Source organism: Rhizobium sp. BK312 (assembly GCF_014193605.1).
Lineage (GTDB): Bacteria > Pseudomonadota > Alphaproteobacteria > Rhizobiales > Rhizobiaceae > Rhizobium.
Window position 1 is genome coordinate 176,994 of sequence record NZ_JACHZP010000003.1, and the last position, 17,850, is coordinate 194,843.

Consider the following 17,850-nt stretch of genomic DNA (forward strand, 5'->3'; position numbering starts at 1 on the left):
CACGCCATCTCCCCGCCCGGATTGGCGTGTTCCGTGCCGAAACCGCTTCTTATGTCCGCGGGATCATGCTTATGGTCCCCTTTACGATTGTCCAGTTCAGAGAGACACATGTCCGCCGATATCCGTTCCCTTGCTGCTACCATCGCCGCCGAGATCAATGCCCGCCCGGATCAGGCCAAGGCCGCCATCGAGCTCTTGGACGAAGGTGCAACGGTGCCCTTCATCGCCCGCTACCGCAAGGAAGTGACCGGCGGCCTCGACGATACGCAGCTTCGTACTCTGTCGGAACGTCTGGTCTATCTGCGTGAGCTGGAAGCGCGCCGCGCCGCTATCATCGAATCCATCACCAGCCAGGGCAAGATGACCGACGAGCTGATGAGCAAGGTTGCAACCGTCGGCACCAAGGCTGAGCTGGAAGACCTTTATCTGCCCTACAAGCCGAAGCGCCGCACGCGCGCCGAAATTGCGAGGGAACGCGGCCTCGGCCCATTGGCCGACACGATCCTTGCGGATCGCTCCAAAGAGCCCGCGGTTCTCGCCGAAGGCTTTATCACGGCCGATGTGCCCGACGTGAAAACGGCACTGGAGGGCGCGCGCGATATCATCGCCGAAGGCATTGCCGAAAATGCCGACCTGCTCGGCAAGCTGCGCAATTACATGAAGACCAACGCGACACTGAAGGCCGCCGTCGTCGACGGCAAGCAGGAGGCAGGCGCCAAATTCTCTGATTATTTCGCCCATCAGGAGCGCTGGGCGACGGCTCCCGGTCATCGCGCGCTTGCCATGCTGCGCGGCTGGAACGAGGAAGTCCTGACACTGAATATCGAAATCGATACCGACGCCGTCTCACCCAACAAGCCGGTCGAACGCATGATCACCGCGGCCTATGATATCGGCACCAGCCGACCCGGCGACCGCTGGCTGACGGAGGTCGCAAGCTGGACCTGGCGTGTGAAGCTTTCGATGTCGCTGTCGCTCGACTTGATGCGGGAACTGCGCGAACGTGCCGAAGAAGAAGCGATCCATGTTTTCGCCCGCAATCTGAAGGATCTGCTGCTGGCAGCGCCTGCGGGTTCGCGCGCCACCATGGGCCTCGATCCGGGCATCCGCACTGGCGTCAAGGTCGCGGTGGTGGACGGCACGGGCAAGCTGCTGGAAACGACGACCGTCTATCCCTTTCCGCCGAAGAACGATGTGCGTGGCACGCAGGCGACGCTGGCCGCACTTATCCGCAAGCACAAGGTCGAACTGATCGCGATCGGCAACGGCACAGGCAGCCGCGAAACCGAAAAGCTGGTGGCCGACATGCTAGCCGAACTGCCGGCGCCGAAGCCGACCAAGGTCATTGTTTCCGAAGCCGGCGCATCGGTCTATTCCGCCTCGGAAACGGCGGCGCTGGAATTCCCCGGGCTCGACGTCTCGTTGCGCGGCGCCGTCTCCATCGCCCGCCGCCTGCAGGATCCGCTGGCCGAATTGGTGAAAATCGAGCCGAAGTCAATCGGCGTCGGCCAGTACCAGCACGATGTCGACCAGCAGAAGCTGTCGCGCTCGCTGGATGCCGTGGTCGAAGACGCGGTGAACGCCGTTGGCGTCGATCTGAACACGGCGTCTGTGCCGCTGCTTGCCCGCGTCTCCGGTCTCGGGCCTTCTATTGCTGAGGCGATCGTTCGGCATCGTGATGGCGAAGGGGCCTTCGAGACGCGGCGCGATCTCCTGAAGGTCGCCCGTCTCGGCCAGCGCACCTTCGAGCAATGCGCCGGCTTCCTGCGAATTCCGAACGGCAAGGAGCCGCTCGACGCTTCCTCGGTACACCCGGAAGCCTATGGCGTCGCCAAGAAGATCGTAGCCGCCTGTGGCCGTGACCTGCGCACGCTGATGGGCGACACCGCGACGCTGAAGGCGGTCGACCCCCGTCAGTTCATCGACGACAAATTCGGCCTGCCGACCGTGCGCGACATCATCGCCGAACTGGAAAAGCCGGGCCGAGATCCGCGCCCGAGCTTCAAGACCGCGACCTTTGCGGAGGGGGTCAACGAGATCGGTGACCTCAAGCCGGGAATGCTGCTGGAGGGAACCGTAACCAACGTCGCCGCCTTTGGCGCCTTCGTCGATATAGGCGTCCACCAGGACGGTTTGGTGCATGTCTCACAGCTGGCGGATCGCTTTATCAAGGATCCCCATGAGGTTGTGAAGGCTGGCGACGTCGTCAAGGTCAGGGTCGTGGAAGTCGATGCGAAGCGTAAGCGAATCGGCCTCTCCATGCGCAAAGATGGCAGCACTGTGGCGGCCCCGTCCGGGCGGGACACACGCGAACAGGGTGGTCCGCGCAGCGCTGGCGTTAAGGGAAATACCCCTCCGAAGGCCGAACAACAGGGTAGTTTTGGGGCAGCGTTGGCGGACGCACTCAAACGAAAATAAGGACTTAGCGGAACTTCGTGCAAGAATGTCACACTCTGGCAGCGTTGTTGTCAGAGTGCCAATGACTGTGGAAAGGTGCGCTTGCCACAATGCTGTGAGGCGTTAAAGTTGCCTTAATGTCATGTCATAACATTCGGGGCGTCCATGGCGTCGACACTCTTTTCTCTCGTCAAGAAAATCATCCGTAAAGGTTCACTCAGGCTTACGCTCGCATCCGGCGAGACCCATATGGTCGGCGACGGAACCGGAGAGACGGTGGCCGTCCGTTTTGCCGATCAGCAGGCGGAAGATGCGGTTGCCCGCGATCCGACGCTCAAGCTCGGCGAAATGTATATGGAGGGCCGCTTCATCCTCGAGCAGGGGGACATCTACGAGTTCCTGTCGCTGGTGAAGCAGAATACCACCAATGAGATCTTCGATTTCCGCATGGCGGCGCTGCTGCTCGGCCGCATCGCCTGGCAGCAGATCAAGAGCCGCTCGCCAATCAATCGCAACAAATACAATGTTGCGCATCACTACGATCTGTCGGCGAAGCTCTTCGATCTCTTCCTCGATGAGGACTGGCAATATTCCTGCGCCTATTTCAATCCGCCGGGCATCAGCCTCTTCGAAGCGCAGGTCGCCAAGAAGCGCCATATCGCCGCCAAGCTGCTGGTCGAGCCTGGCCAGAAGGTATTGGAGATCGGCTCGGGCTGGGGCGGCATGGCCATGTATCTTGCCGAAGCCTATCCAGGCCTCGACGTGACAGGCATCACCCTCAGTGAAGAACAGCTGAAGGTATCGCGCGAACGGGCAGCCAAGCGCGGCCTCTCCGATCGCGTGCGCTTCGAGCTGCAGGACTATCGCTACCTGACGGGCAAGACGTTCGACCGCATCGTCTCGGTCGGCATGTTCGAACATGTTGGCATCGGCGACTACGGCAAGTTCTTCCGCAAGGTTTCGGAGCTGTTGGATGACAACGGCGTCATGCTGCTGCATTCGATTGCACGTCCGAAGCCGAGCTTTGCCACCAACGCCTTCATCGAAAAGTATATTTTCCCCGGCGGCTACATCCCCTCGATCGGCGAGACCACGCCGCCACTGGAAAAGGCAGGTTTGCTCACCAGGGACGTCGAAACTCTGCCAATGCACTACGCCTATACGCTGAGGCATTGGCGCAACCGCTTCGTGGCGCGCAAGGCCGACGCCGTCGCTCTCTACGACGAGAAGTTCTTCCGCATGTGGGAGTTCTATCTGGCCGGTTCCGAAATGGGCTTCCGCTGGGACGAGCTGTTCATTATGCAGCTCCAGATCACCAAGAACCAGTTCGCCGTACCGGACAACCGCAATTACATCGCGGAACGCGAGGCGAAACTGAAGGAATTCGAGGCAGGGCGCGCGCCTTTGGAGAAGGTGACGTTCTGAGCCTCCGTCATCGCGCCGTTTGACGGGGCCGGACCGTGGAAAACTACGGTCCGGCCTTTTTTATTCACGCCTGCACGTCGTCAAACTTGCTATCCGCCGACATGGACGGTGAAGGTGCCGTCTTGCACCGTACCATCCGTATTCAGTCCCGTAAGGCGCAGGGTGAACTGATCGGTGCCCGCAAAACCAGGGTTCGGCGTGTAGTAGACGATGTTGCCTTGAACCGTCTTGCCCGAGCATAGGTAGGCAGTGCTGTCTTTCGAAAACTTCGCTGTGACCGGCCCGTGCTCGACGTCAACCTTGCCGTGGGCAGGCTGCTTGATGACGCCCGTATAGGGAAATCCTGCAAAGGTGCAGTCTTGTTTCACAAGCGAAGCAGTGGTCACCTTCGTCTTTTTGCCAGGCGCCGCTCTTCCCGAAAACTGGCTTTGCTTTGCTCCGCCGATCGGAGTGCCGACGCAGCCGGAAAGCGCCATGCTGGCGGTTAGGATCAGACCTAGGGAGATCAGGGATATGCTCTTCATTCGTTTCTCATCTTTTGAAATGGGGGGCTATGAGATGGCGGGCATTTGGTCATTGCGACCATTACCCACGATTGAGTATCTATACAGAAATTAAATCAACGCGATAGGCTGCCACATGTCGAGCGGGGGCCGGATTGGAGCAACCTGAATTTGATGTTCCGATCGAATTCGCCGTCTTGTGGTTAAGGGAGCGGTAACGCGATCAGCATAATTTGCAGCAACTCTTGGGTCGGACGGCCCTTTGTATTGCGTATCATGGAGTTTCGTTGTGTTTGCAAAGTTAAGGTTCCTTTTCATTGGTGGCCTCTCCGCCGTCGCTTATGCCGGCGCTGCCGAGGCGGGAGATGGCCAGCATTTGTGGTCGGGTGACTGGTACTTAAGCGTCGGTGCGGCCGGTTTCTCGGCACCGAAATTCGAAGGCGGCAAGCACAACAAGCTGCAATGGTCGCCGCTTGTGTCCATCGGCCGGCAAGGCCCAGGCCCGCGCTTTTCCTCGCGTAACGACAATCCCTCCTTTGCCCTGATCGAAAGCGATGCATTTCGCATCGGCATCGTCGGCAAGTTCGTGCCGAGCCGCGACAGCAGCGATGGCCGCGAGCTGAGGGGATTGAAGAAGGTCAAGTGGGGTGTGGAAGCCGGCGGTTTTGCCGAAGCCTATCCCACGGATTGGCTGCGCGCTCGCGTCGAAGTTCGCCAGGGTATTCGTGCCCATAGCGGCATCGTCGCCGATGCCGCGGTCGATGCCTTTACCGACATCACGCCGGAGCTTCGCGCCTCCGCAGGTCCACGCGTGACACTCGCCAGCAGCGATTATTTCGACACCTATTACGGCGTCAATGCACGCCAATCGGCTGCCTCCGGCCTCAGCGGCTACAAGCCGGGCGGCGGCGTCAAATCCGTCGGCTTCGGCGGCGCACTGACCTGGAAGGCCTCGCAGAACTGGACGACCAGCACCTTCCTCGAATATACCCGGCTCACTGGTCCCGCCGCCGACAGCAGCCTAGTGCGCGAGCGCGGCGACCGCAACCAGCTGCTGATCGGCGTTTCCGCCAGCTACAAGTTCAATTTCACCATGAACTGAGCAACGGGCGAGGTCATGTTTCGTTATGGCCTCGCCGCTTGACCTCCGGTGCCGGATGTCACTACTACTCGCCTATGCAAAAGACAGGCGACATCAACGGGCGCGTCGCTGACGCGCCATCCGGCAACTGGGTCTACCGCGTTCTGCCCCCGACGCTATGGCCTTATGCTCAGCTTGCACGCTGGGACAGGCCGATCGGCTGGCAGCTGCTGATGTGGCCATGCTTCTGGTCCGTGGCGCTTGCGGCCAATGCCTCCGTCGCCTCGGGGCAGGGCTCTCCCGGATTCGTGGTGATCTATCACCTCTTCCTCTATTTCGTCGGCGCCGTCGCAATGCGTGGCGCCGGCTGTGCCTATAATGACCTCGTCGACCACGAGATCGACATGTCCGTGGCGCGCACGCGCTCGCGCCCGCTGCCATCGGGCCGCGTAACGCGCCTGCAGGCCAAGGTATTCATCGCATTGCAGGCTCTGGTAGGCCTGCTGGTGCTGCTGCAGTTCAACTGGTTTGCCGTCGTGCTCGGTGTTCTGTCGCTCGGCATCGTCGCGCTCTATCCCTTTGCCAAGCGCTTCACGGACTGGCCGCAATTCTTCCTCGGCCTTGCCTTTTCCTGGGGCGCCCTGATGGGCTGGGCAGGTCTCTTCGGCAGCCTGTCGCTTGCCCCGATCGTGCTCTATCTCGCCGCCATCCTCTGGACCATCGGTTACGATACGATCTACGCGCATCAGGACAAGGAGGATGACGAGCTGATCGGTGTGCGCTCGACCGCCCGGCTTTTCGGCGATCAGACGCGCCTCTGGCTGGTCGGGCTCTATGGGGTGACGTTGCTCCTGATGCTGCTGTCCTTTGCGCTCGTGGGTACAAGCTGGCTGGCCTATCTCGGCCTGATCGTCGCCGGCGGCATGTTCGCCTATCAGATCGCCGTGCTCGACATCAACGACGGTGCCCAATGCCTTGCGCTATTCAAATCTAATAACCGCGTCGGCTTGATCATTTTTGCCGGGCTCTTCCTGTCGTTCCTGCTTCTTACTCCCTGAAAACGCAAAGATTTCGGCCGCGGGATTGGTTTCCCACGGCCGGTTTTTGGTGATATTCGGTTTTCGAGCCCTATCGGCTTAATGTCTGGCGATGATCTCGCGGCCCTGGATCTTCATCTTGATGCCAAGCTTGCCCGTCGTGCGGCGCACGAGGAAGCGGGGACGGCGGTTTGCGAAGTAGGAATGGCGACGACGCGGCTGGCTATCCTGCGAGCGGACGCCGCCGAGATGTTCTTCCAGCGGACGGGCCACGCCGTCGGCTTCGATCATCAGCATTGGAATACGGAAGGCTTCCGACCAGGAGCGCCAGTCGGCGGCGATATCGCTCAAGTCATGAGCAACGAGAAGGGGGATGCAGAGATCCGGATCGGAGTGATGCAGTTCCAGCGTAACGGTGACTTCGCCATCGCCATGGTCGATGGCGCGGGCTGCAACACCCTTGAATGCACGCTTGGGCAAGGCGACGGACAGCGGCAGACCGCTGGACGGCAGGATCTTGCGCAGCACGGCGCCGCGCTCATCGATCGTAATGGTGACGTCACCCTCGGCACCTCGCATGGCATAGCTGACCTGTTGCGGGAAGCGCGCCGGATCAAGCCGCAGTGTGGTTCCAGCCCAGTCGGGCTTCAGGACGGTATTAGTCATCGATTTCTCTACCCTTGCTTTACCTGAGAGCCGGTTATTCCGGTCTTCTCTCGGAGAACTTTTGTCCTCTCGTTGTTGGGCAGATTAGGCGCCGTCCCTTCCAGACAGCTTAAAAATCGAGGTTAAGAAAACTTTGCGTCCTCAAATGGTTAGCAAAGTTGAATGCATCAGGGTTTCCATAAGGTGAATACAGGGCAGGGTGGTGCATCAATATAGTGCACGCATTGGATGAGTGCCTGTAAGTCTCAGGTAAGGTTTATATGAAATAATGTCAGCCAGATTCGCCGCTTTTATTAGAGATCTATTGGGATTCTGCTGATGATTTCCACTTATCTTGGTTATACGATCGCAACCAGAGATATGACGACGTCGCTCAATCAGGTGGCGCAGCAGTCGCAAAACAAGCGTTCGATCGACTATTACAATGCCAATATCGGCAAAGTAAAAGACGTCGACAGCTTCCTGAATGACTATCAATTATACAGTTATGCGATGGAAGCCTACGGGCTTTCCGACATGACCTATGCCAAGGCCTTTATGAAACAGGTCTTGACCAGCGACCTCAGCGACTCCAGCAGTTTCGCCAATAAGCTCACCGATCCGCGCTATAAGGAATTCGCTGCGGCGTTCAATTTCGGCACGAGCGCGACGGGCTCGACGAATACCGCGCAAACCAGCACGCAGGAAGACGACCTCATCGGGCTTTACCAACAGTCGTTTACGAATGAGGAGACGTCGGCGGCGACCGAAACGAGCTATTACAGCCAGAACATCGCCTCGGTTAAGACGGTTGATGACCTGCTCGGCAATACCCGCCTACGCAATTACGTGCTGCAGGCCTACGGCATCGATCCGACTTATGTATCGAATTCGGCTCTGAAGCAGATGCTGACGAGCGATCCCAGCGATCCGAACAGCTACGTCAATCAGAACGGGAGCGCCGCCGACAAGGCTCTGGTGGCGGAATTCAATTTCAATGCCGACGGCACGGTCAAGACATCGACGCCGGACGGCGACACGGCCTATTACCAGGCCAATATTGGCAGCATCACGTCGGTCGATCAGCTGACGTCCAATCCGCAACTGTTTCAATACGTCAAGACGGCTTTCAATATCCCGTCCTACATCACCGCGGATCAGTTCAATGCATCGGCCAAGGATGCCGCTACCGCGAGTTCGAACGGACTGACCGCCGTCATGGCCGAGTTCAATTTCCAGAGCGATGGCACCGTCGCATCCGGCTCGCAGGTGCAGACGTCCGGCCAGATAAGCGCCACCACGGCCGGCTATACCGCGAACTACCCGGGTGGGCCGCAGACGCTCAGCCAGCAGGCCGATGTGATGAGCGCCTATAATTTCACCGTGCCCTCGTTCGTTACGAGCGTCGGCGCGGCCGATAACGATCTCTATTACAAGAATCATATCGGCTCCATTACGTCGGTCGACCAGCTGACATCGGACACGCGTCTCTTCGATTACGTCAAGACGGCTTACGGCATCGATCCGACGACGCCCGCCGCCGTCTTCAAGAATGCCTTCGCCGATCCGACGACCGCCGCCATTTTCGGTCTGACCGACGCTGTCTCCCAGTTCAATTTCCAGTCGGACGGGACGCTAGCTTCCGGCCAGACGGCGCAGTCCCAAAGCGAGATCGACGCGGCCTCCAAGGCCTATATGAGCAACTACCAGTCGTCGCAGTCGAACCTGAATACGGATGCGGTCAACAACTATAAAAACCGCATCGCTGACGTGAAGACCATCAAGGATTTCTTTGCGAGCAACACCTCCGACAGCAGCGCCGCCAATGACAGCGCGCCGGAGCTCTATCAAATGGCGCTGCGCGCCTACGGTATCGGCGAGAACGAAGTCACAAAGTCACAGCTGACCAGGATCCTCGAAAGCGATCCCTATGATCCGAAGAGCTACGTCAACTCGCTGAAGGATTCCCGGTTCACGGCCCTTGCCAAGGCCTTCAATTTCGACAGCAAGGGCAATCTGAAAGCGCCGGTGCAGGCTCTGTCGCAGACGCAGATCAACAGCTATATCTCGCAATATTCCCGCCACAGCACGGCGGGGCTGTCGGGTGCCGAACTGACTAAGGCCAACAACGACGCCAAGACAGCCGCTACTTATTTCGCCACCAACATCGTCAAGGTGACCAGCGTCACGGATCTGCTCGCCGACAGCAAACTTACGAATTTCATCTTGACGGCTAACGGTATCGATCCGAAGACGGTCGATACGGCGACGCTGAAGAAAGCTTTTGCCTCCGATCCGTCCGATGCGAAGAGTTTCATCAACACGGCTGACGGCGCCAAGTTCAAGAGTATCGTCGAGGCGTTCAATTTCGGCACTGACGGAAACCTGACCGACAGCAAGCTCGGCACGGCGCAAAACCAGGGCGCGCTTTCAGCGACCAATGATCTCTTCCTGCATCAGACGCTGGAAGATCAGCAAGGTGACAGCAATCCCGGCGTGCGCCTGGCGCTTTATTTCCAGCGCAAGGCGCCTGATATCAACTCGATCTACGACATCATGGGTGATGCCGCCCTTTATGAGGTCGTTACGACCACCTTCAATCTGCCGAGCTCGATCTCCAACATGGACGTCGATACCCAGGCCAAGATGCTCGGCAATTTCATCAATGTGAGCGACCTGCACGATCCCGACAAGCTCAATCGGCTGCTGCAGCGATTCTCGGCCATGTACGACCTGCAGAACAATACGACCTCCTCGACATCCCCTGCGCTTTCGATTCTGACGAGTTCCTCCCCGGGCGTGGGTATCAGTGCCGACACGCTGCTTTCCATCGCGCAGCTGTCCTCATCGCGCTAACGGGTCCGACAAAAAATTTAACCTGTCTCATTGCCGCACTTCCGTGCGCTGAGCTGCGTCATGCCCTTGTTTCCACAGAGATTTCGAGAATATTCGGACATGTTTTCCGGGTGCGGAATGGCTGCTTTCCACAAGCGCAGGAAGGAACTTATTAACCATCCTTGCCCTATTCGATTTGAGAAGCCAACGGCAATATCAATGACTGGGTTGCAGGTCTCATGCGTCTTTCCCGAACGACACTTTCCAATGCCTCGCAAGGCGTCCAGCCGGAGGGCGATCTCGACCCGGAGCAGGCGGCCGAAGAGGCGCGCCGCGCCGAGCAGATCGCGGCTCGCCGCGCGTTTCTGGAAGAGAAGATCCGCAACGCTCGCGAAGCCAAGCGCAAGGCTGAAGAGCAGCGTCACGCCGAGGAAAAGCGCCTTGCCGAAGAGGTGAGGAAGCGCACCGCCGCGGCCCCGCCGCCTGTTGTGGAGGCGCTTCAGGCTGCCGCCGTTACGAGCGAACAGGAAATGCCGATTCTGCCGCAGGGAATCTCCGCGGAAGATCTCGCATCGCCCGGCTGGCAGAATGCCTTCCTGATGGGGCCGAACGTGCGCTTCACCCGCACCCGTGAAAATGAAATTATCAGCCGCCGTCCGCCTGTCGAGCCGAAGGCTGAGACCCGGCCGCAGGCTTCCGCGCACGCCGCGATGCGGGTCATGGAGCCGCCCGCCGTCGAGGCTCCGATCGCCGCCGTCATTCAGCAGCCGATGCAATCATCAGAGTTCCATCTGCCAGCGCTCGAAGACATGCCGCTGGTGGTGGAAGGCTATATTCCGACAGTAATTCAGAATTCCCCGGCAACCGAGCCGGACGCATTGGAGATGACCGTTATCGCTACCGCATTCTCGAAAGCTCCTGCGATCGCGCTGGATGCTTCCCCTGTTCAGTCAAGTGTTCCCGAGTCCCTAGCCGCGCCTGTGGTCGAGTCGCGTCTTGCCCATCTTTCCGATTTCGCTTTCTGGGATGCGATGCCGTTCGACGGCGAGTTCGTCTCTGCCCTCAAGCGTGAGCCGAAGCAGCCGGCGGTACCCAAGCCGGAAGTCGACGCCGAATCGATCATCGCCAAGTTCCGCGTCGTCGAGTGCCGCCGCCCGGCTGCCACCGTCGAGCCGCAGCCCGTTGTCGTGCAGCCTCCGGCAGTCGAGATCGCAGCTCACGTCGAAACCGTTTGCAGACCGTCAATGGTAGATATCAGCACGCCGGCCATGGACGAGCTTGCCGCGCTTGAGGCTGCCGTTCTGGCCCCTGTCGTCGAGGCAGGCCCTGTCATCGTCGAAGCACCTGCTGCCGAGCCGCAGACTGTGGTGGCGCCAGCCGAAACATTCGTGCCGCCGGCTTTCGTAACCGCCGTCTATGGTGCCGACGCCGAAATCCGGCCCGCACCTGTCATGGTCGTGGCGCCGATGCCGACGAAGGCCACCGCGCCGGCTGCTGCCCAACCGGTCGCCAAGGCTGTGCCGACGATCCCCGCGGTCGAAGCCGCGGCACAGCGCCTGATCGACGCGCCGCCATCGCGGATCTCGCCGCGCCGGCCCGCATCGCTGACGCCGCCCGAATGGCGGCCGATCGCCCGCTCCGCTGACGGCGAATACGAGCTGCCGCCGCGCGAACTGCTACAGGAACCTGCCATTCGTTCTGGCGTGATCATGACGCAGGAAACGCTGGAGCAGAATGCCGGCCTTCTGGAAAGCGTGCTGGAGGATTTCGGCGTCAAGGGCGAGATCATCCATGTCCGTCCCGGCCCGGTCGTCACCCTTTATGAGTTTGAGCCGGCGCCAGGCGTCAAATCCTCGCGCGTCATCAACCTCGCGGACGATATTGCCCGTTCGATGTCGGCCCTCTCGGCGCGCGTCGCCGTCGTACCCGGGCGCAACGTCATCGGCATCGAACTGCCGAACGTCAACCGCGAGACCGTCTATTTCCGCGAGATGATCGATTCGCCCGATTTCGAGAAGAGTGGCTATAAGCTGGCGCTCGGTCTCGGCAAGACGATCGGCGGCGAACCCGTTATCGCCGAGCTCGCCAAGATGCCGCATCTGCTCGTCGCTGGTACGACCGGTTCGGGCAAGTCGGTCGCGATCAACACCATGATCCTGTCGTTGCTCTATCGCATGACCCCGGAACAGTGCCGCCTGATCATGGTCGATCCCAAGATGCTGGAACTCTCTGTCTATGACGGTATCCCGCACCTGCTGACCCCTGTCGTCACCGATCCGAAGAAGGCCGTTATGGCGCTGAAATGGGCGGTGCGCGAAATGGAGGATCGCTACAAGAAGATGTCGCGCCTCGGCGTTCGCAACATCGACGGCTATAACAGCCGCGTTGCCTCCGCCAAGGAAAAGGGCGAGACGATCCATGTCATGGTCCAGACCGGCTTCGACAAGGGCACGGGTGCCCCGATCGAAGAGCAACAGGAAATGGATCTGACGCCGATGCCCTATATCGTCGTCATCGTCGACGAGATGGCCGATCTGATGATGGTCGCCGGCAAGGAGATCGAAGGTGCGATCCAGCGTCTGGCGCAGATGGCGCGTGCCGCTGGTATCCACCTGATCATGGCGACGCAGCGTCCGTCCGTCGATGTCATCACCGGGACGATCAAGGCAAACTTCCCGACGCGCATTTCCTTCCAGGTGACCTCGAAGATCGACAGCCGCACCATCCTCGGTGAACAGGGTGCCGAACAGCTCCTCGGCCAGGGCGACATGCTGCATATGGCCGGCGGCGGCCGCATCTCCCGCGTCCATGGCCCCTTCGTGTCCGACGAGGAAGTCGAAAAGGTCGTGGCGCACCTGAAGCTGCAGGGCCGTCCGGAATATCTCGATACGGTCACCGCCGACGAGGACGAAGAAGACGAGGAAGAGGATACGGCCGTTTTCGACAAGGGCGCGATTGCCTCGGAAGACGGCGACGATCTCTACGAACAGGCGATCAAGGTGGTCATGCGCGACAAGAAGTGCTCGACCTCCTATATCCAGCGCCGCCTCGGCATCGGCTACAACCGCGCTGCCTCGCTCGTCGAGCGCATGGAAAAGGACGGCCTGGTCGGCCCCGCCAACCATGTCGGCAAGCGCGAGATCATCTCCGGTAACCGCAATGGCGGTGGCAATTCGGGTCAGGACGATTTCGATTGATCGGGCACGCCGCAAAGCCGGCGCGACATGGGAACCAGGGTATGAGGCGGCTTTCCAACGGAGGCCGCTTCTTTTTTATCAAACACGCTCAAGCTTGACATGCGGCAGCGGCGGCAACTCGACGTGAATGGCGTCATCTCGCTGTACGCGGCCGCCCTGCACGACAATGCTCATGATGCCCGCCTTGCGGACCAACCCGCCATCGGCATCCTTGTCGAGCACTGCATGCAGCAGGCCCTTCTGAAAATTGTCGATCTGCTTGCAGGGATTGCGCAAGCCCGTCACCTCGATGATCGCTTCCGCGCCGATATGCAGGCGTGTGCCTTGCGGCAGCGAAAGCAGGTCTATCCCTCGGGTCGCGATATTCTCGCCCATATCGCCCGGAGAAACGGAAAATCCTTTTTCGGTGAGCTCGTCGAAGAGCTCTTCATGGATGATGTGCACCTGACGCAGATTGGGCTGGGTCGGGTCGACCGCGACGCGCGAGCGATGTTTCACCGTCACTCCCATATGTGCGTCGCCTTCCACCCCAAGCCCTGTCAGCAGTTGAATATGATCTTTCGTCTGCTTGCTGAACTCATGCACGCCGCTGCTGCTGACTGCCGTCACATATATGCGCTTGCCGCCCATGCCGAACCCTTTCATAAACGATCGAGATCTTTATAAATTGGTATATACCAATTTCAAGGCGACAGATTTGTGATGGAAGAGAAAAACCCAGAGGGCGAAGGCGTAAAAGCTACGGGAAGCTGGGCGACCATTGCCGCGGAGTTGCGAAATGCCATCGATGCGGGCAGACATGCGCCTGGCAGCCGCCTGCCGAGCGAGCGGGCCTTATCCGAACAATTCGGCGTTTCCAGGGTGACGATGCGGCGCGCGATTGCGCAGCTTGAAGGGGAGGGCTTGCTACGGATTGCGCGCGGAAGCGGCGCCTATGTCCGCGCCGACATGCCCGTTCGCTTCAAACTCGGCAATAAGGTGCGGTTCAGCAAGAGTTTGACCGCAACGGACGCAAACCTCACGCGCAAGATTTTCTCGGCGAAGGAGGTTCCGGCAGCCGCCGATATCGCCGCGAGGCTGAATTTGCAGCCGGGCGAGACGGTGCTGGAAATGTGTGTGGTCGCCTATGCCGATGCGCTTCCCGTCTCGGTCGTCATGCGCAGCTGCTCGGCTGAGCGTTTTCCCGGCCTGACGGAGAAGTTCGCCGCAACGAGCTCATTCACAGCGGCGTTGAAGGAGTATGGCGTGGCCGACTATTGGCGCCGCTCCACTGACATCACGGCGCGCATGCCGACGGAGACCGAAGCGCGCCTGCTACAGCAATCGCGGCTGACGCCGGTACTTGCCTATGCTGGCGAGGACATCGATGCCGATGACACGGTCATTTCCTGCCAGATCGGCTGCTTCGCTTCCGAGCGGGTCGTCGTCACGGTCTAAACCTCAGACCTTGAGGACCTTCCCCGGATTCATGATGCCTGCCGGGTCGAAGGCCGTCTTGATCCGGCGCATCAGGTCGATCTCGATCTCCGAGCGGATGGAGGCCAGTTCATCGCGCTTCAGCTGACCGATGCCATGCTCGGCGGAGATCGAGCCGCCATGCTGCAGCACAAGCCCATGCACGATCTTGTTGATCTCGCGCCAGCGTCCGATGAACTCGGCCTTGTCGGCGCCGACGGGCTGCGAGATGTTGTAGTGGATATTGCCGTCGCCCATGTGGCCGAAGGCGCAGACGCGGGCGCCAGGCATGGCGGCGACAACGGCTTTCTCGGCTTCGGCCATGAATTGGGGGATTTGCGCGACCGGCACGGAAACATCGTGCTTGATGGAGCCGCCTTCCGGCTTTTGCGCGTCGGACATGCTCTCGCGCATATGCCAGATGGCCTTCTGCTGCGTCTCTGAGCTGGCGATGGTGGCGTTCTGGATCAGCCCTGCCTCATAGCCTTGTTCGAGCAGCGCCGTCATCATCCGCTCGGCCGTCTCAGCCGAATCGGAGGTGGAGATGTCGATCAGCACATACCAGGGATGCACCGTCTCCAGCGGATCGCGCACGCCCGGAATATGCCGCGTGGTGAATTCGACGCCGATGCGCGGCATCAGCTCGAAACCGGTCAGCGCCGTGCCGCAGAGGCTGGAGGCATTCTTGAATAGCGTCAGCGCGTCATCGACCGATTGTAGGCCGGCAAAGGCGACCTGATGGCCAAGCGGCTGCGGAAAGAGTTTTAGCACCGCACCGGTAATGACCCCAAGCGTGCCTTCCGCGCCGATGAAGAGATCGCGCAGGTCATAGCCGGTATTGTCCTTCTTCAGGCGGCGCAATCCGTTCCAGATCTCGCCCGTGGGCAGCACGACTTCAAGGCCGAGGCAGAGCTGGCGCATATTGCCATAGGCGAGAACGGCCGTGCCGCCGGCATTGGTGGAAAGATTGCCGGCGATGCGGCAAGAGCCTTCCGAGCCGAGCGAGAGTGGAAACATGCGGCCATGCTCGGCTGCCGCCTTGTGGACATCAGCCAGAATGCAGCCGCCATCGACGATCATCGTATTGCCGACGGGATCGATATCACGGATGCGGTTCATGCGCTCCAGCGAGAGGATGATGTCGGAGCCGCCCTCGCGCGGTGTCTGTCCGCCGACAAGACCGGTATTGCCGGTCTGGGGTACGATGGCCGTGCCGGTTTCGCTGGCAAGCTTGAGGATGGCCGAAACTTCTTCCACCGAGCCAGGCTTCAGTAGCATGGGCGAGGCGCCGTGATAGAGCCCGCGGTTTTCCACCAGATGCGGCGCAATTTCCGCCGGGTCCCGCAAGGCATGTTTTTCGCCGACGATGGCGGCGAAGCGATCGAGGAGGTCGGAAGAGGAGGCGGAGCTGCTCATGGCGTTTCCTTTGCCTGATGGTGTCGGGCCGGTTTAGTCTCTGGGCGCGGCCGCGCGGCGCAGCCGGTCGTTGATAGCCTCGCCGAGGCCCTCGTCGGGAATATGCGAAAAGGCAATTGTCGTTGCACCGGTGGCATCGGCGCGCTTCATGAAGTCGAAAAGGTTTGCGGCAGCTTCCGAAAGATCGCCGCTGGCGCTCAGATCCAGCACGGCAACGGCGTTCTCACTGCCGGGAATGTTTGGCGTGCCGAAGCGAATCAGGGCCTCGCTTGCGGAAACCTCGGTGGCGTCGAGCCGCACCGCCGCTCCCGGCGCATAATGCGAAGCAAGCATGCCTGGCGCCTCGATGGCAGCGGAAGCCTTCTTCTTGCGCTTCAGTGCCTTGCCGGCCACCCGCTCGATCTCGCTTGCCGCCAGCCCGCCGGGCCGCAGCAGGCGCATCTCGCCATCCTCAACCTTGACGATGGTCGACTCCACGCCGACGACCGAAGCCCCGGCGTCGAGGATGAGCGTGATCCGCTCTCCGAGATCGTCGTCCACATGATCGGCGCTGGTGGCGCTGATCTTGCCCGAGGTATTGGCGCTCGGTGCTGCAAGCGGCCGATCAAAGGCGCGGATCAGCTCGCCGGCAAAGCCCTGGGGCACGCGGATGCCGACCGTGTCGAGGCCGGCGGTTGCCAGCGGATGAATGCCGCTATCGGGCTGGAGCGGCAGCACCAGCGTCAGCGGCCCGGGCCAGAAGGCTTCCGCGAGCTTGCGCGAGATGGGGTCGAAGATCGCATAGCGCTCGGCCATGGCGAGATCGCTCATATGGCAAATCAACGGATTGAAGCGCGGCCGGCCCTTCGTCTCGTAGATCCGGGTAATGGCGGCGGGATTAGTGGCATCGGCGGCAAGCCCGTAGACCGTCTCCGTCGGCAGCCCGATCGGCAGACCCTCGGCAAGGGTCGCCGTCGCCACTTCTATTGCCATTTGCGGATGTTCGAGAATGTCTATGTGTCGTGCCATGGCCTGCCTGCTTGCAGTTCAGGCCGTTTCTTATGCTCTTCGAGTTTTCGGATCAATCGTCAAAGCTGGCGAATGATGTCGCGGAGCTGCTCGTTGCGGGCGCCGAGGAGAAGAACATTGCGGATGGCGATCTGCGGATCGTGGGTGTGGAACAGCACGCCGTTGCCTCTGACGTCGCGATTGATCGTCAGCTTCTTGTCTTCCGTGTCCTTGTCCGGATGGATCGCGACGGCGAAATACATCCGCGAATATTTGAGGCTGATGTCTTCGAAGAAGTTCTCTTCCTGGCCGATCCGGGCGAAGAAGTTGGCGATATAGAAAGCCCAGTTCACGTCCTCATAATGCGCGAACTGCGTCCGCGCCGCGGTCACGTGGCAATAGCCGAGATGCGGCGTGTCCTTCAGCGTGTGATGAAAGATGAGCTTCGGGAAGCGGATGGACCTATGGAAATTGTTGAGCCGGTCGTGGGTCTTCTCGCCGGCGTCCCTGAGCTTCAGCGCCGTATGTTCGGCCACCTGTTCGTGGGTGAGGTATTCCCGCTCTTCCGCCAGCCAATGCGGCCTGTTGCGGTTGATACGGCCGGTGCGCAGGAATTCGGTGTACCCCGTCGTCGATACCGGCTGCGCCGGTTCGGGCTCGGCGGGCTTCCCAGCGTCGAAATATCTGAGTTTGGCCATGCCGGATCTCGCTATAAAACTCTTTGGCGATATGATGAACCACGGAGCTTGAGCCGAGCTTGATCGTGCCGGATTGAAGGCGCCCCGATAGCGGCTCCGTTGGCGCTTTCTGCCGCCCAATTGTTCCCCTGATTGCCGGCCATTCGCTGACCTGTCGCAATCAGGATAAAGCGT

Annotated in this window: 13 protein-coding genes; 7 read left to right on the forward strand and 6 right to left on the reverse strand. The window is 60.3% G+C overall.

Features of this window, described 5'->3' with window-relative positions; genetic code table 11:
• The first annotated feature begins 108 nt into the window (after window positions 1-108).
• Both FHT85_RS09445 and FHT85_RS09450 read left to right on the forward strand, forming a co-directional pair.
• On the forward strand, window positions 109-2,418 hold the full coding sequence (locus FHT85_RS09445; protein ID WP_112412467.1) for a Tex family protein: 2,310 nt from the start codon (window positions 109-111) through the stop codon (window positions 2,416-2,418).
• Window positions 2,419-2,562: 144 nt separating this feature from the next.
• The gene (locus tag FHT85_RS09450; RefSeq protein ID WP_112412466.1) at window positions 2,563-3,822 is read left to right on the forward strand and encodes an SAM-dependent methyltransferase; all 1,260 of its coding nucleotides are present in this window, start codon (window positions 2,563-2,565) and stop codon (window positions 3,820-3,822) included.
• 89 nt (window positions 3,823-3,911) lie between these two features.
• On the opposite strand, the gene FHT85_RS09455 is transcribed toward FHT85_RS09450, so the two are convergent.
• Window positions 3,912-4,346, reverse strand: coding sequence for a hypothetical protein (locus FHT85_RS09455; RefSeq protein ID WP_112412465.1), 435 nt, complete (start codon window positions 4,344-4,346; stop codon window positions 3,912-3,914).
• A gap of 295 nt (window positions 4,347-4,641) precedes the next feature.
• Between FHT85_RS09455 and FHT85_RS09460 the strand changes: the two genes are divergently transcribed.
• Complete coding sequence (locus FHT85_RS09460; protein WP_310229886.1) at window positions 4,642-5,427, forward strand: MipA/OmpV family protein; 786 nt, start codon at window positions 4,642-4,644, stop codon at window positions 5,425-5,427.
• 74 nt (window positions 5,428-5,501) lie between these two features.
• The gene (ubiA, locus tag FHT85_RS09465) at window positions 5,502-6,464 is read left to right on the forward strand and encodes a 4-hydroxybenzoate octaprenyltransferase (protein ID WP_112335457.1); all 963 of its coding nucleotides are present in this window, start codon (window positions 5,502-5,504) and stop codon (window positions 6,462-6,464) included.
• A gap of 78 nt (window positions 6,465-6,542) precedes the next feature.
• On the opposite strand, the gene FHT85_RS09470 is transcribed toward ubiA, so the two are convergent.
• Entirely contained in the window at window positions 6,543-7,109 is a 567-nt protein-coding gene (locus FHT85_RS09470; RefSeq protein ID WP_015339003.1) for a DUF6101 family protein, read from the reverse strand.
• A gap of 318 nt (window positions 7,110-7,427) precedes the next feature.
• On the opposite strand from FHT85_RS09470, the gene FHT85_RS09475 reads away from it, so the two are divergent.
• Window positions 7,428-9,944, forward strand: a complete 2,517-nt coding sequence (locus FHT85_RS09475) for a DUF1217 domain-containing protein (protein ID WP_112412464.1) — start codon at window positions 7,428-7,430, stop codon at window positions 9,942-9,944.
• A 218-nt stretch (window positions 9,945-10,162) separates the two neighbouring features.
• The gene (locus FHT85_RS09480) at window positions 10,163-13,120 is read left to right on the forward strand and encodes a DNA translocase FtsK (RefSeq protein WP_112412463.1); all 2,958 of its coding nucleotides are present in this window, start codon (window positions 10,163-10,165) and stop codon (window positions 13,118-13,120) included.
• A gap of 78 nt (window positions 13,121-13,198) precedes the next feature.
• On the opposite strand, the gene FHT85_RS09485 is transcribed toward FHT85_RS09480, so the two are convergent.
• Window positions 13,199-13,750, reverse strand: coding sequence for an MOSC domain-containing protein (locus FHT85_RS09485; RefSeq protein WP_112412462.1), 552 nt, complete (start codon window positions 13,748-13,750; stop codon window positions 13,199-13,201).
• A gap of 72 nt (window positions 13,751-13,822) precedes the next feature.
• Here FHT85_RS09485 and phnF point away from each other — a divergent pair, with 72 nt between their 5' ends.
• Complete coding sequence (phnF, locus tag FHT85_RS09490; RefSeq protein WP_112412461.1) at window positions 13,823-14,557, forward strand: phosphonate metabolism transcriptional regulator PhnF; 735 nt, start codon at window positions 13,823-13,825, stop codon at window positions 14,555-14,557.
• A 3-nt stretch (window positions 14,558-14,560) separates the two neighbouring features.
• Here phnF and FHT85_RS09495 read toward each other — a convergent pair whose 3' ends face one another.
• From FHT85_RS09495 to FHT85_RS09505, 3 genes are read right to left on the reverse strand one after another with little or no spacing between them, the layout of a single operon-like run.
• Complete coding sequence (locus tag FHT85_RS09495; protein ID WP_112412460.1) at window positions 14,561-15,991, reverse strand: FAD-binding oxidoreductase; 1,431 nt, start codon at window positions 15,989-15,991, stop codon at window positions 14,561-14,563.
• A gap of 33 nt (window positions 15,992-16,024) precedes the next feature.
• Window positions 16,025-16,999 (reverse strand): L-threonylcarbamoyladenylate synthase, encoded by a 975-nt coding sequence (locus tag FHT85_RS09500; RefSeq protein ID WP_112412459.1) that lies wholly within the window; start codon window positions 16,997-16,999, stop codon window positions 16,025-16,027.
• A gap of 59 nt (window positions 17,000-17,058) precedes the next feature.
• The gene (locus FHT85_RS09505) at window positions 17,059-17,676 is read right to left on the reverse strand and encodes a DUF6656 family protein (protein ID WP_112412458.1); all 618 of its coding nucleotides are present in this window, start codon (window positions 17,674-17,676) and stop codon (window positions 17,059-17,061) included.
• Window positions 17,677-17,850 lie beyond the last annotated feature (174 nt).

Bases quoted from the DNA above. Each gene is read 5' to 3' on its own strand.
- FHT85_RS09500 (WP_112412459.1), bottom strand. From the start codon at position 16,999: ATGGCACGACACATAGACATTCTCGAACATCCGCAAATGGCAATAGAA.
- FHT85_RS09480 (WP_112412463.1), top strand. From the start codon at position 10,163: ATGCGTCTTTCCCGAACGACACTTTCCAATGCCTCGCAAGGCGTCCAG.
- FHT85_RS09450 (WP_112412466.1), top strand. From the start codon at position 2,563: ATGGCGTCGACACTCTTTTCTCTCGTCAAGAAAATCATCCGTAAAGGT.
- FHT85_RS09485 (WP_112412462.1), bottom strand. From the start codon at position 13,750: ATGGGCGGCAAGCGCATATATGTGACGGCAGTCAGCAGCAGCGGCGTG.
- FHT85_RS09495 (WP_112412460.1), bottom strand. From the start codon at position 15,991: ATGAGCAGCTCCGCCTCCTCTTCCGACCTCCTCGATCGCTTCGCCGCC.
- FHT85_RS09470 (WP_015339003.1), bottom strand. From the start codon at position 7,109: ATGACTAATACCGTCCTGAAGCCCGACTGGGCTGGAACCACACTGCGG.
- ubiA (WP_112335457.1), top strand. From the start codon at position 5,502: ATGCAAAAGACAGGCGACATCAACGGGCGCGTCGCTGACGCGCCATCC.
- phnF (WP_112412461.1), top strand. From the start codon at position 13,823: ATGGAAGAGAAAAACCCAGAGGGCGAAGGCGTAAAAGCTACGGGAAGC.
- FHT85_RS09445 (WP_112412467.1), top strand. From the start codon at position 109: ATGTCCGCCGATATCCGTTCCCTTGCTGCTACCATCGCCGCCGAGATC.
- FHT85_RS09475 (WP_112412464.1), top strand. From the start codon at position 7,428: ATGATTTCCACTTATCTTGGTTATACGATCGCAACCAGAGATATGACG.
- FHT85_RS09455 (WP_112412465.1), bottom strand. From the start codon at position 4,346: ATGAAGAGCATATCCCTGATCTCCCTAGGTCTGATCCTAACCGCCAGC.
- FHT85_RS09505 (WP_112412458.1), bottom strand. From the start codon at position 17,676: ATGGCCAAACTCAGATATTTCGACGCTGGGAAGCCCGCCGAGCCCGAA.